Below are 14649 nucleotides of genomic sequence, written 5' to 3'. Positions count from 1 at the left end.
TTCCGTTTAGTCGTTAATACCTCGTTACTGCTTCCTCCCGTCACTCCTCCTGCTCGGCGTTATACAGCGCGATGTCGCCGCGCTCGCCCGTGCGGATGCGGATCGAATCCTCCACCGGAGTTATAAAGATGCGCCCGTCGCCTATCTCGCCCGTGCGCGCCGCCCTGAGCACCGCCTGCACGGTCTTCTCCACGTTTTTCTCGCGCACCACGATCGAGACGAGGATGCGCTCTATCGAGCTGGTGTCGTAAACCACCCCCCGGTAAACGCGGCCCTGCCTTGTCTTGCCCACGCCCCGCACGTCATAATAAGAAAACCATTCGATGCCGGCCGCCAGCAGCGCCTCCTTCACATCCTCAAAACGGCTTCTGCGAATAATAGCTTCAATTTTTTTCATTGCTGTGTAGTGTATTTGTATTTTGTATTCCGCTGTATTATAAAAACGTTATCCTAACCATCTTTTTTCCCTCAAGCGGGTGCCGCCACCCTGCCCGTTACCTTGAAAACTCTCCCTCTCTTAAAGGCTCACCCCGAACACGAAATAAGCCCCCTCCGTCGCCGGGTTCCAGATAACCCGTGCAAACAGCGGCAGCGAATAGCTGTCGGTTATCTTCAGGCTCTTGGCAGCCTCAAGGCTCACGCTTGCCACCTCGAAGCCCCCCGCCCCAGCCCTGCCGCCGGCAGTGGCATTATAGAAATCCGTCTCCCACGGCACCGCGCCCACCTCGGCCGACCACTCCAGCCCGCCCCAGCGGAACGGCGCCGCCACCGAGAAGTACGAAGAATACGCCCGTGCGCCGCTTCGGGTAACGCCGTCGTTTCCGGCAAAGTTCGTATACCAGTTCACCGCCAGAAAGCCCAAGTCATAGCCCACCTGCGCCTCAAACACATGCCGCGTGTTCCGCGCCCCGTAATGGAAATACCCCGCGCCCCCGTCCGTCCAATAATCCGTGACCGACACGCTGAAGCCCCCCGCGGCATAGCCCACAGTCAGGTCAATCTCCTTCGTATCGTCTTTATCCAGCCCTACCGAGCCCCATGCCCCCAGCGAAAAGCCCTTATAGCTTACCGATACCGACGGCTGGATGCTCACGTTACCTAAATCTTGCCCACGCCAGAGGTAGCCGCTAACAAGGTCGGCACCGAGATCTGCCTCTACATGTTCCTGAGCCCCTGCAACTACGGGAGCAGCAAGCAGCAGCACTGCTGCCAACATTTTCGTTTTCTGCAAACTCTCTTTTTTCATTGCTTTCAGCTTTAGTTAATACCCATTTTACTTCACTATATAACGTCTTTGTGTTGCTTTTTTCTTTTTGATATATATATTTAAGTATTTACTTTCTGTTTGTTTATCAACAGCACAAAATTACATCTTTTTGATTTATAAAAACAAATATTGGGTGTATTTTTGATAAAAAAATAGGTAAAGTTTCATATTGTTATAAATACACTTATTATTGTTATATATTAAAACAAAACATCCCTATTTTAACATCATAATATCATACCGCATATTCAAAAAAACTCATGCGGATGCGTTACCCAAAACTACCGCATGAGTTGGCTTACTCTTCCGCATGGACCGACAAGTCTTTCGCATAGAATTTTCAGGGTTCCGAATCTATTTTCTAAAAAGTCACCGAAAAGCCTCATCCCTTTACTTTCCGAATCAAAAGTATTCCTTATTTTTGTCGGCAATTTATCCGATTAACCATGATAAGCATAGCTGAGTTTGAAACAAGTTTCCGGTGTTATTACCGCCCGCTTACGATGTATGCCCTGCGCTACACCGAGAATATCGACGATGCCGAAGACATCGTTCAACAGGCGTTTATCGACACATGGGATAAACTCAACGAAGGGAAAAACATTTGCAGCCTGAAGGCATATCTTTACCGGACGGTGCGCAACAACTGCTTAGACTACCGCACACCTCATGCAGAAGAAGCGTGCGAAGAAAACTGCAAAGAGCAGGAACCGAGCGAAGAAGAGCAAATCGTGCGCTCGGAGCGCGATGCCCAACTTTGGACTGCCATTGACCGCCTGCCTCAAAAGCGGAAACAAATTTTCTTACTGGCGAAGCGCGACGGATTATCTTACCAAGAAATAGCGGAAGAGCTGAATATTTCGATTAAAACGGTGGAAAATCAGATAGCCGCTGCACTGAAAACCTTGCGTAATACCGCCATCCGAATCTATCTTTTCTTTTTTTCATAAAATCTGATATTCCGGATAGGGGATTTTTCAAAAAAACGGGTCTTATCAACAAAAGGCATACAGAAATTACCTAACAAGATAAGATTATGAAAAATCAGCATGACCCATTGACGCCGGAAGAAGAGAGCCTGCGCTTCGTCAGCCGCTTCTACCGCGAAAACAAAAACAATACGTCGGAGGCGTGGAAGAAAATCCTGCCTCATCTGCGCCGAGACCGCAAGACTTCCCGCCGGATGTGGATTTACCGCACCGTGGCAGCAGCAGCCGTTTTTGCAGGAATCTTAATCGGGATGACTTACTACTGGAACCGCCTGCACACCGACTGGGTTATCGTGACGGCAGACGCAAAACCGCGAGAGCTTTTCTTACCCGACCAAAGCAACATCACGCTGTCGCCCGGAAGCAGCCTGCGTTACGACCGACTCTGCTTTGGGAAGGATGAACGCCGTGTAGAACTGTCGGGCAAGGCTTATTTTGCCGTACACCACGAAGCCGACCACCCTTTCCGTGTAGCAACGCCCACGGTTACGATACAGGTGCTGGGTACGCAGTTTCAGGTAGAGGCAGCTACCGACAGTACAACCGCTTTCGTGGCTTCGGGAAAAGTTCGTTTCAGCACCGGGAAATCGTATTGCGACCTGACCGCCGACATGCGTGCCGTAGGACAGAAAGACGGAAATATCCGGGTTACCAAAGCTGCAAGCCGTAACGAACTGGCATGGAAAACTCATCGGCTTACTTACCGGCATACGCCGCTGCGTCAGGTAGTCGACGAGTTGGAAAAACTCTACGGCTGTTCTATCACAGGCATACCCGAAGAGGAACTGTTTCTGACTTCTGACTTCAACGAAATGCAATTAACAGACATAATTCACATCATCAACCAAACACTTGACACTCATTTATCAGTAGAGCCATGACAAAACGCTTCACTTTTTACGTACAAATGATGCTAATCGTACTGGCTGGCTTCCTTACCGTGGAAGCCCAAGCCCGTACGACGGACGAACCGCTGGTTAACCTGCGTGCCAACCGTGTACCCATCACCGAGGTGTTGGCCCAATTAGAGAAGCAAACCGACGTTATTTTCTCTTACGAATCGTCGCAATTAGAAAAGTTTCCTGCGATAAGCATCCATTTTCATCAAACGCCCCTTACGGCATGTATCGAAAAACTGTGTACCATTCTTCCGATAAGCTATCACCGGATAGGACGGTTCATTATCATAAAGCCAAAGAAAATGAAGAAATTTACGGTGAGCGGTTTCGTGCGCGACAAGCTATCCGGCGAATCACTTATCGGGGCATCTGTGGTTGAAACCAATCTGAAGACAGGAACAATTACCAACGAGCATGGTTTTTTCAGTCTGACGCTGAACGAAGGTGAGACCGATTTGGAAATTACGTACATCGGATATGGTGCATATCATTTTCACGTGCCGTATCTGCACCGAGACACTACACTTACTGCCAACTTATCGCTCAACCAACAGCTTGAAGAAGTGGTTATAAACGCCTCTCTCGACAAAAATCAGTTGCAGAGCCCTCAAATAGGCAAAGTTACATTCAACTATTCCGACATCAAACGCACGCCTGTACTGTTTGGCGAGGCGGACATCGTAAAGGTGATGCAAACCCAAGCCGGCGTTTCTCCCGGTGTGGCGGGATTTTCCGACATGTATGTCAGAGGCGGAAACAAGGATGAAAACCTTTATCTGATTGAAGGAAGTCCCATCTATCAGGTGAACCATGTAGCCGGACTGTTTTCGGCACTCAACGTAGAAGCCATTAAAGGAATGGATTTCTATAAAGCCGGATTCCCGGCACGCTTCGGCGGGAGAATATCAAGTGTGGTCGATGTGAAACTGAAAGACGGAAACCTGAACGAATATCACGGCAGTGCCACATTGGGACTGACATCGGGCAGTCTGAATTTGGAAGGACCGATTGTCAAAGGAAAAACAGCTTTCAAGTTCAACCTCCGGCGCTCGTGGTTCGACGTGCTGACAGCTCCTGCGCTGGCTATCTGGAATGCCACCAAGAGCGAAGGCAAGAGCAAAACCGTGGCACGGTATGCGTTTACCGACTTAAACTTCAAGCTGACTCACCATTTTAACACACGCAGCCGTGCATTTGCCGGTGTGTACTGGGGGAAAGACTACCTGAAAGGCGGAACCAAAGAAGAAATCGAACAGACAAAAGAAGAAGACATCAGCCGCCTGAACTGGGGCAGCGTGACGGCTTTCGGCGGATGGGCGTATGCGCTCAGCCCCAAACTGTACGGAACGCTGAATGCTTCGTACACCCATTACCGCTCCGACATCCGGCGAGACCTAAAAAACCAAGAGAAAGACAAGTCTACTTTCTACCGCACTTCTACCGCAAACGGAATTGATGACGTCAGTTTCCGTGCCGACTTCAGCTACCAGCCTGCAACAAGTCATCACATCCGGTTCGGCGGACTATATACTTATCATAAGTTCCGTCCGGATTACGATGAAACCCGTTCATCGGCCGGCGGAGGCATCCTTCTTAACGACAACCAAGAAATCCTGTATGCCCACGAAGCCGGGATTTATGCCGAAGACGAGTGGAACGTCTGCCCGTGGTTCATCGTAAACGGAGGGCTACGGTTCAGCCTCTACCATGCGGAACAACAAACGTACACAAACTGGGAACCGCGAATCAACACCGTATTCCGCCTCAGCCCTCGGCTAAGCGTAAAAGCCTCTTACGCACGGATGAGCCAATACGTCCATCAGCTCAACGAAAGCTATATCGACCTGCCCACCGACAGCTGGATTCCGGTAGGCAGAGAGTTCAAACCGTTACAGAACGACCAACTGTCGGCAGGAGTCTATTTCAGTATGACCCCCACCTACTCATTTGCCGTGGAAGGATTCTACAAATGGATGAATCATGTACTGGACTATAAAGACGGATACAACATATTCTCTGCCACATCAGACTGGCGCAACAAGCTGACAGCCGGCAAAGGAAAGTCTTACGGTATGGAACTGACAGCCCGCAAGGAACAAGGGAAGATAACCGGTGTCATCAGCTATACCCTCAGTTGGAACAACCGCCGCTTTGAAGACATCAATCAGGGAGAGTGGTTCCCTGCCAAGTTTGACAACCGCCACAAAGTGAATATCACCGCCAACTGGCGCGTGAGCAAGAAAGTGGAACTAAACGCCGCATGGACGTACATGACCGGCAACCGCATAACCGTTTCGTTCGACAATTATTATGAACTGGGACGAGACCGCTATACAGGATGGGCAGGAACAGGCATCAGCCCGACCACACCGGGAGTCCAATTTCCCGGCAGCGAACTGGTTCCGCCCGATTATTATTTCGAAAACGGACTGGATTATTATACCAAACGAAACAACGTACGCCTGCCCGCTTACCACAGGCTGGACTTGGGCATCAATATTTATAAACCCCTGAAAAAAGGAAGAACAGGAATCTGGAATGTAAGCATCTACAACGCTTATTGCTACATGGCTCCTGCCAGCATCCAAAAGCGGTGGAAATGGGATGAAAACTATAATGTTACCAACGTATTCCAAACCTTGCGCCTCATACCTATTATTCCGTCTGTATCATATACACTTAAATTCTAACAAAGTATGAAGAAGAGAGATATATACATTTTGCCGGCTGCTCTGCTACTGCTGAGCGCATGTTACAAAGACATCGACATGGAGAAATATCGTCCCGACCCGGTTATCGTGGTCAACAGTGCCATTTCGTCCGACTCTACCATCATGGCGAGCGTTACACACACTTGGTTCTACGCCGATACCAAGCCTTACGAAGAGCATTACGCCAACCTGCCGCAAGCTCGCGTCGATTTGTATGTTAACGATGAGTTCCGGGAACAAATGGAATGGGGACAATACCTCCCGGTAGATTCGCTCAATGAAGTACCGGATTCGGTATTCAAATCGCACGTCGTGCCGAAAGCCGGAGATTGTATCCGACTCGTAGTCTCTGCCGACGGCTATCAGACCGTAACCGCCGAAACAACCGTTCCCGCCATTGTACCTATCCGGAAAGCCGAATGTGTGGATATTACGGAACGCATCAATTACGAAGGGAATGTAGGAGACGGATATGGAAATACGGTTAAGGAACGGTATTATGCCCTGACCTATAACCTAACGTTCAAAGACGAAGGCGGAAAAAGTAATTACTATGCCCTTACCTGCCTGAAGACGGATGAATATTACCAGACTTACTATCATCCACACATCGAATCATCCGACCCCATATTGTCTGAGAACTCAAACGCATTAGACGGCTCGATCGGATTCGACGGCATCAGTACCGGATACAGTTTTCTGTTTACCGACAAACAAATAGAAGGACAGGAATATACGCTGTCGTTCGAAGAATGGGTAAACAAGAGCGATGCCGAACAGTCTTCGCAACTATTAATCCGCTTATACAGCCTTTCCGAAGAATATTATCATTATCTATATTCCTTAAACCAAGTAGCTGGAAGCACGCTCGACGAAGCACTGGGAAATCTGGGCTTCGGCGAGCCGCTTCGAGTGTATAGTAATGTAGAAGGAGGTACGGGTATCTTGGGAGCATGTAACAGCTCAGAAACAGAAGTAACCGTACAAATCACCCCAGCATCTTGAACACCGGAGAGATAAACCACCGTTTATACATCAGCGTAGCCAACTGATAGACGAAGAATGCCGTCACCAATCCTACAATGGAATCAATCAGATAGTGTGCCTGAATATAGACGGTGGCACAACATAACAATACGTAGAAAGGAGCGAGGATATACGCCAGCTTACGGTTTACGCGCCATGCCATAATCATTACGATGGTAGATATACCTACATGCGAGCTGGGAAAGGCTGCGGTAGGTCGCTCGCCCACCTCTTGCGATGCTTCTACCAGATTATAAAAGAAACCGTGTTCGTATCCCGGACCGGGAATAAGATAATCATTATTATTGAAATAGTCGCCGATGGCTGGAAAGATGCAGGCATTTACTTTATCCATACCGATTGCCGGGAAATAGAATTGAGGACCTGCCACCGGTACAAGGATATAGAAAAGGTAGTAGATAAAAAAAGAGGTTACCAGCACGAAGCATATCTTTTCAAACCACTCAAACCGATTAATAAAGTAATAAACCACCACTATCAGCATCATGGGGTAATAAAAGAAATATCCCATGTTAAAAGGCTCACTAAACCACATGGAAGGACATAACTCGCTGAACTCTACGGAAGGTTGGCAGTGAAATATTGCTTGTTCGGCAGAAGCAAACAGATGGTCAAGGTTAGGAAACAGGCGATTAAACTCAAAGGTATCGGGATACCAATAAGCTAACAGCGACATCTGGACGACCATACGGACAAACGCCGTAAGCCGACAAGGAAATGCCTGATACATGAATATCAAAGCAAATGTCAGAATCACAATACCCAAACGCTCAAGCAACATGATGCCCGGATGCTCCATACGGGTATATAACAAGAAAATCAATATCGTGGTAAGGGCATTATAAATCAAACTGATGCTTTCAACAGCAAACAGCCCCTTTCCACTTTCTACACGCTCAAATAAGTTTATTTTTACAGCCATCCTTCTTTCTTATACCAAGCTATGATTTCTTTAACTCCTTTCTCCAACGAATACCGAGGACGGTAATCCAACTCTTCAACCAAAGGGGTGATATCGCATCGCCAGTTACGTTGTTTCATTATCTTATATTTATCACCATTCAGCGTACTGGTCTTCCCGCTCAAACGAGAAACATTTTCGGCTACGAACGAAATGACTCTCAACAAAGCCAGCGGACAGATAAACCGTATGACCCACGGGTTACCTAACTCTTTCCGTACCAAATCTGAAAAGGTACGGCTGCTGTATACCTGACCATCGCTGACAAAATAGCTGCGACATACCACTCCCTTCGCAAGGGCGGAATAAACTGCCTGAACCAAATCGGCTACGTAAACAAACGTAAGGTCTTGCCGCTTAAATCCTGCCGCGATGTCAAAATGACGACTGATTGATTTAATCATCAGGAAATAATCACGCTCACGCGGTCCATACACTCCCGTAGGGCGGAATATAACGTAGGGAAATCCGGACAATGATTTCAAATAGTCCTCCGTATGAAGTTTACTGATTCCGTAGGCTGTATTCGGTTGAGGAGTATCCTGTTCACAAATAGGTGTATAATCTTTTTCGTGAATGGCCCCAAACACGCTCAGCGAACTGACAAAGACGAAACGTTCGGGTATCATCCCCTGACGTGTCAACGTTTCGATAAAATTACGTGTAGCCCAATAATTGCCCATCTCAAAGTCTGCTTTATGCAAACATTTCGTAACGCCGGCACAGTGGATTATATAATCCCACCCACCGTGTTCACGCTTATGAGCGGCAAGCTGACTCTCCAGCCTGTCTGTATCCGTAAAATCCAATTCGGCAAAACGGATACGAGCGTCTGACAGATATTTCCGACTGCTCGTACGACGCACGCCCGCCCATACGTTCATACCTCGCTTCAAACCTTCTTCTACCAGAAAGCTGCCGATGAATCCGCTTGCTCCGGTCACCAAGATTTTCTTTTCCATTTACTTCTCAGGTTCAACGTGGATGCCGATAAAAGTTCCGGCACCGTATGTTTCTTTTAATTTCTTTTCTATTAAAGTAGCCTTGTCGTGCGCTTGGCGTAAAGACATGTTCCCATCCATGCGCACATGCATATCAATCGCATACCGGTTTCCTATACGGCGCGTCCGCAGGTGATGAAGCTGAGACACTCCCTCAACCGATGACACAATCGAAATGATTTCTTGCTCTACCGTATCAGGAAGCGAACGTTCCATTAGTTCTCCTATACAAGTATTTAACTGCTGAACAGATACGCGGACAATGAAAAAGCTCACGATAACGGCAGCCAAAGGGTCGAGCACGCGCCAGTTCTCACCCAACAAGATAGCCCCGCCTATACCTACGGCTGTACCCACGGAAGAAAAAGCGTCGCTACGATGATGCCATGCATTGGCTATTACCGCAGGACTGTTTTGTTTTTTCCCTACGACACAGGTGTAACGGTAAAGTATTTCTTTCGACACAACGGAAATAACAGCAGCAACCAGAGCAACCCATCCCGGAGAATCTAATGCTTCCCCGTGAAAAAAGGCTATAATCTTACTGAGTCCGTCCCAGCAGATACCTACTGCCACGCCCAGCAATGCCAGCCCTATCAGCAAAGTGGCAAAAGTCTCATATTTTCCGTGACCGTAATCATGGCTCTTGTCTTCCGGCTTTCCCGAAAGTCGGACAAACACAATCACGATAACATCGGTAACCAGATCAGACAATGAATGCACAGCATCTGCTACCATCGCGGCGCTATGCCCCCAAATGCCGGCTGCAAACTTTCCTATCGTCAGCAACACGTTTACCACACTCCCTATCAGCGTTACCCGATAAAGTTCCCGTTCGCGGGAAGAAGTGTCTGCTCTATCCATATTCATTTTTTATTAAACAAGAATGGAGCAAAGATAATTATAACTTTCCATCTGCCCAAAGAAGCGCTGCTTCTTTCGTGGCAGAATGGATTTGTTATTGATATTATTTAATTTTTTTGGTTATCGGGCTGAGCAGAATCCGCCGTATCAGGATTTTCTTCCTCTTTACCCCAATGGGTTTCGGCTTCACGTTTCTCACGCTCGATTACCACCTTAGCCTTCCGGCCGTAAAGAATAAGTCGCAACGAATGGTCGTACGTCAGGTAGCTCCACATCCAGTTAAGCAAAACATTGATTTTATTGCGCACTCCCAATATCGAACGAAGGTGAACCACCAGCCACAACATCCAAGCTATCCAGCCTTGCGTTTTCAACTTGCTGAATTCTGCCACAGCCTTATTTCGTCCTACGGTAGCCATCGAACCTAAATTCCGATAACGGAAAGGCTTCAGAGCCTTGCCTTCCGCCAGATTGACGAGATTTGACGCCAGCAGGTTTCCTTGCTGAATGGCTACTTGGGCCAACTGCGGATGACCGTTAGGATATTGCTTGTCGCCATCAAGCATGATACACTGGTCGCCTATGCAGAAAATATTATCGCATCCTTCTACACGGTTAAAGGCATCGACCTTGATTCGTCCTCCGCGTCCGATAGACGTTTCCGGCAAATTACCGATGCTGTTGGCACGCACACCGCTCACCCAGATAAACGTACGGGTAGGTATTTCGCTTCCGTCTTCCAGTATCACCTTATTGTCTCGGTAATCCATAACCTTCTTGCCCAAGCAAACGTTGATACCCATCTTACGGAGAAACTCTGCCGCCTTTTCTGACGATTTGTTCGACATTCCCGCCAACAAACGGTCGCCTGCCTCCAGCAAATAAATTTGCAGTTCGTTGATATCCATATCCGGATAATCTTTCGGGAACACATAATGCTTCATTTCAGCCAGAGCACCGGCTATTTCCACACCCGTTGCTCCACCGCCTACCACGACAATGTTTAACAACTCATGGCGTTCTTGGTCGGTAGCACAGGTGATGCTCCGTTCAAAGTTACCCAGCAAAGCATTACGCAACCCGATGGCCTCTTCCAGCGTTTTCATCGGAATAGCCGATTCCTCGATGCGCTTGTTGCCAAAAAAATTAGAAGTAGTTCCTGCCGCCAATACCAGATAGTCGTATTCTATCTTACCGATAGAAGACTGAAGAATGTTACGTTCCGGCCAAATAAACCGAGCCTCTGCCATACGGAAATGAACATTCTTATTCTTCCCGAAAATTTTCCGGAAAGGAAACGAAATCGAACTGGGTTCCACTCCGGCAGAAGCCACTTGGTAGATGAGTGGAGGAAACTGATGGTAGTTATACTTGTCGATTAACACAACCTGAAAATTCGAATCAGACAGTTTGTTTGCCAATTTCAGTCCACCGAATCCTCCTCCTACGATAACAACTCTTTTTTTACCTTTTTCTCGTTCAATGTTAAAACTCATAATCAGCCTAATTTTGTGCGGTACAAAATTACGATGTTTTTTGCTTTTCTCACTTGCTTTTACCACAAAAAAGATGCTATGAAACACTGTTTTTAAACAAAATAATGCAGCTTTTTCTGAAACTGACAAACCGACATTACAAATCGCATTGTCATGCCTCTTCAAGGGCTCTTGAAGCCCCCGAAAATTCTACCGCAAGGACACCATGACGCTCCGAATAGAAAGCCTCAACGCAACCGCATGTTTTAACCAACGCAAGCGGTAGAATTTTCGGATACAATACGGCTTATTCCATTTATTTTATTTACTTTGTAAAATCAATCATTTAAAAGCAGAAACGACATGACTAAGAAGAAAGACAAAAAGGGCGGGAAACGCATGAAAAAGAAAGAGTTAACAGAGTTACTCGTTAGTTATTTCCGCAACAAGCCCGGTGAGGCATTCACTGTCAAACAGTTGTTTCAAGGATTAAAGCTAACCACCCATCCGCTGAAAATGCTCTGCCGCGACATTGTGGAAGAAATGACAGAAGACAATTTCCTTGTGGAAGTGGAAAAAGGACGCTTCCGCCTGAACGATAAGGGACAGGTAATGGTGGGAACATTCCAACGCAAAAGCAATGGAAAAAATTCATTCGTCCCCGACGATGGAGGAGAACCGATTTTTATTGCAGAACGCAATTCGGCTCATGCGATGAACAACGATAGGGTTAAAATCTCACTTTGCGCCAAACGCAAACGACAAAAAGTGGAAGGTCAGGTTATCGAAATTCTGGAACATGCTGCAACCACGTTTGTGGGCACACTGAAGGTTACCAAGAACTATGCTTTCTTACTGACCGAGACCAATACGCTTGCCAACGACATTTTCATCCCGAAAGACAAACTCAAGGGGGCTAAAGACGGCGACAAGGCTGTAGTCAGAATCACCGACTGGCCTGAAGAAGCAAAAAATCCGTTTGGCGAGGTGATTGATGTACTGGGTAAAGCGGGCGACAACACGACCGAGATGCACGCCATCTTAGCCGAGTATGGTTTGCCGTACACTTATCCGCAGTCGGTAGAAGCGGCAGCCGAAAAGATTCCGGCAGAAATCACACCGGAAGACTACGCCGAGCGTGAAGACTTCCGCGACGTGGTGACATTTACCATCGACCCCAAAGATGCCAAAGACTTTGACGACGCGCTTTCCATCCGTCTGCTCAAACCGGGACTGTGGGAAGTAGGCGTACACATTGCCGATGTGTCGCATTACGTGAAAGAGGGAAGCGCCATCGACAAGGAGGCGGTAAAGCGTGCCACTTCGGTCTATCTGGTCGACCGTACCATCCCGATGCTCCCCGAACGGCTGTGTAACTTCATCTGTTCGCTCCGCCCCGACGAAGAAAAGCTGGCGTATTCCGTTATCTTCAACATGGATGAGAACGCCGTGGTGAAGGATTACCGCATCCGCCACACGGTTATCAAGTCGAACCGGCGGTTTACGTACGAAGAAGCCCAACAGATTATCGAAACGGGCGAAGGCGATTACAAGGAGGAGATTCTTGAACTGAACAAACTGGCACAAATCTTACGCCAACGCCGCTTGGAAAACGGTGCGATAAACTTCGACCGCTGTGAGGTGAAATTCGAAATCGATGAAAAAGGAAAACCGCTGAGCGTGTATTTCAAGGTATCGAAGGAAGCCAACAAACTGATTGAAGAGTTTATGTTGCTTGCCAACCGTACCGTAGCAGAACACATCGGCAAAGTGCCGAAGAACAAGAAACCGAAAGTATTCCCGTATCGTATCCACGACCTGCCCGACCCCGACAAGCTGGATAACCTGAGCCAGTTTATCGCACGCTTCGGCTATAAAATCCGTACGGGAGGCAGCAAGATGGAGGTATCGAAATCTATCAACCGCCTGCTGAACGACGTGGAAGGGAAGAAAGAACAGAACCTTGTGGAAACGGTTTCGCTGCGTGCCATGCAGAAAGCGAAGTATTCCATTTATAACATCGGACACTACGGACTGGCATTCGACTATTATACGCATTTCACTTCGCCCATCCGCCGTTATCCCGACTTGATGGTACACCGTTTGCTTACCCGCTATCTGGCAGGAGGTCGTACGGCTCAGGCAGACAAATACGAATCGCTGTGCGAACACAGCTCGGCTATGGAACAAACGGCAGCCAGCGCAGAACGGGCTTCGGTGAAATACAAACAAGTGGAATTTATGAGCGAACGCATCGGAAACGTATACGATGCTGTCATCTCCGGAGTTACGGAATGGGGACTGTATGCCGAAATCAACGAAAACAAATGTGAAGGCATGATTCCGATGCGCGACCTCGATGACGACTTCTATGAATTTGATGAGAAGAATTATTGCCTCATCGGACGCAGAAGCCACCGGAAATTCAGCCTCGGCGACCCGGTGAAAATTAAAGTAGCCCGTGCGAACTTAGAGAAGAAACAACTCGACTTTACACTGGCCGACAAGAACTAAACACGGTTATGGATACATCTCATCATTACACACAAGCAGTGACAAGAGCGGTAGAAGAACTATCCGACTGCCGCTCTTATCAAGGATTATTTCATCAGTACAAAGACGGAGAACCACTCCCGTCAGGACGGTCGCTCTGTAAAATAGTAGATTTAGCGAGAGCCATTCTTTTTCCGGGATATTTCGGAAATCCTACCATTCACAGCCAGACCATGAAGTATCACATCGGAGTGAATGTAGAAGAACTGTTTGCCCTGTTGATTGAACAAATTCAGGCAGGGCTGTGCTTTGGAGTGGAAAACGGTAACAAGGAATGCGGGGATACTCCCTGCCGGAAAACAGCAACCGAACTGGCAGCCAAGTTCATCAGCCGGTTGCCGGAAATGCGCCGCATCCTTGCCACCGATGTCGAAGCCGCTTATTACGGTGACCCGGCAGCTACTTGCTTCGGAGAAATCATCTGCTGCTATCCCGTTATCCGCGCCATAACAAATTACCGTATCGCCCATGAGCTTTATATGCTAAATGTTCCGCTCATCCCACGAATCATTACGGAAATGGCACATTCGGAAACCGGAATAGACATTCATCCGGGCGCACAGATAGGTCATCACTTCACGATAGACCACGGAACAGGTGTGGTTATCGGGGCTACGTGTATCATTGGCAATCATGTAAAATTGTATCAGGGAGTAACGCTGGGAGCAAAAAGTTTCCCGCTCGACGAACAAGGTAACCCGATTAAAGGAATCCCGCGCCATCCCATACTGGAAGACGATGTGATAGTTTACTCCAATGCCACCATCTTGGGCAGGATAACCATCGGAAAAGGAGCTACAATAGGAGGCAACATCTGGGTAACAGAAAGTGTCCCGCCGGGAACACGTATCGTACAGCGTAAAAATAAAGATACTCTTTAAA

At 47.8% G+C, this 14649-nt stretch carries 12 protein-coding genes; 6 read left to right on the top strand and 6 right to left on the bottom strand.

Features of this window, described 5'->3' with window-relative positions; translation table 11 throughout:
* Positions 1–40 precede the first annotated feature (40 nt).
* Together H9626_RS12885 and H9626_RS12880 are read right to left on the bottom strand one after the other, a co-directional pair.
* On the bottom strand, positions 41–397 hold the full coding sequence (locus H9626_RS12885) for a P-II family nitrogen regulator (RefSeq protein WP_178257496.1): 357 nt from the start codon (positions 395–397) through the stop codon (positions 41–43).
* Positions 398–517: 120 nt separating this feature from the next.
* Positions 518–1216 (bottom strand): hypothetical protein, encoded by a 699-nt coding sequence (locus tag H9626_RS12880; protein ID WP_438616949.1) that lies wholly within the window; start codon positions 1214–1216, stop codon positions 518–520.
* Between the two features lie 497 nt (positions 1217–1713).
* Between H9626_RS12880 and H9626_RS12875 the strand changes: the two genes are divergently transcribed.
* The 4 genes from H9626_RS12875 to H9626_RS12860 all read left to right on the top strand — a co-directional run bounded on the left by H9626_RS12875 (position 1714) and on the right by H9626_RS12860 (position 6871).
* Entirely contained in the window at positions 1714–2217 is a 504-nt protein-coding gene (locus tag H9626_RS12875) for an RNA polymerase sigma-70 factor (RefSeq protein ID WP_178257494.1), read from the top strand.
* Between the two features lie 86 nt (positions 2218–2303).
* The gene (locus H9626_RS12870) at positions 2304–3137 is read left to right on the top strand and encodes a FecR family protein (protein WP_191710740.1); all 834 of its coding nucleotides are present in this window, start codon (positions 2304–2306) and stop codon (positions 3135–3137) included.
* A complete protein-coding gene (locus H9626_RS12865; RefSeq protein ID WP_191710739.1) occupies positions 3134–5845 on the top strand; it encodes a TonB-dependent receptor in 2712 nt (903 codons plus the stop codon). Before H9626_RS12870 ends, H9626_RS12865 begins: the two co-directional genes overlap by 4 nt.
* Before the next feature lie 6 nt (positions 5846–5851).
* On the top strand, positions 5852–6871 hold the full coding sequence (locus H9626_RS12860; RefSeq protein WP_178257491.1) for a DUF4249 domain-containing protein: 1020 nt from the start codon (positions 5852–5854) through the stop codon (positions 6869–6871).
* On the opposite strand, the gene H9626_RS12855 is transcribed toward H9626_RS12860, so the two are convergent.
* The 4 genes from H9626_RS12855 to H9626_RS12840 all read right to left on the bottom strand — a co-directional run bounded on the left by H9626_RS12855 (position 6855) and on the right by H9626_RS12840 (position 11235).
* Complete coding sequence (locus tag H9626_RS12855) at positions 6855–7835, bottom strand: phosphatase PAP2 family protein (protein WP_178257490.1); 981 nt, start codon at positions 7833–7835, stop codon at positions 6855–6857. The two genes, H9626_RS12860 and H9626_RS12855, sit on opposite strands and share 17 nt — an antisense overlap.
* Positions 7826–8836, bottom strand: coding sequence for an NAD-dependent epimerase/dehydratase family protein (locus H9626_RS12850; RefSeq protein ID WP_191710738.1), 1011 nt, complete (start codon positions 8834–8836; stop codon positions 7826–7828). The genes H9626_RS12855 and H9626_RS12850 overlap by 10 nt, the downstream gene beginning before the upstream one ends.
* Positions 8837–9739, bottom strand: coding sequence for a cation diffusion facilitator family transporter (locus tag H9626_RS12845; protein ID WP_191710737.1), 903 nt, complete (start codon positions 9737–9739; stop codon positions 8837–8839).
* A gap of 107 nt (positions 9740–9846) precedes the next feature.
* Positions 9847–11235, bottom strand: a complete 1389-nt coding sequence (locus H9626_RS12840; protein WP_191710736.1) for an NAD(P)/FAD-dependent oxidoreductase — start codon at positions 11233–11235, stop codon at positions 9847–9849.
* Positions 11236–11577: 342 nt separating this feature from the next.
* Here H9626_RS12840 and rnr point away from each other — a divergent pair, with 342 nt between their 5' ends.
* Both rnr and H9626_RS12830 read left to right on the top strand, forming a co-directional pair.
* On the top strand, positions 11578–13728 hold the full coding sequence (gene rnr / locus H9626_RS12835; protein WP_191710735.1) for a ribonuclease R: 2151 nt from the start codon (positions 11578–11580) through the stop codon (positions 13726–13728).
* Between the two features lie 8 nt (positions 13729–13736).
* Complete coding sequence (locus H9626_RS12830) at positions 13737–14648, top strand: serine O-acetyltransferase (RefSeq protein ID WP_178257485.1); 912 nt, start codon at positions 13737–13739, stop codon at positions 14646–14648.
* The last annotated feature ends 1 nt before the right edge of the window (position 14649 follow it).

Origin of the sequence: Phocaeicola faecium (genome assembly GCF_014837055.1) — a bacterium.
GTDB lineage: Bacteria > Bacteroidota > Bacteroidia > Bacteroidales > Bacteroidaceae > Phocaeicola > Phocaeicola gallinarum.
This window is presented reverse-complemented; position numbering and strand designations above follow the sequence as displayed.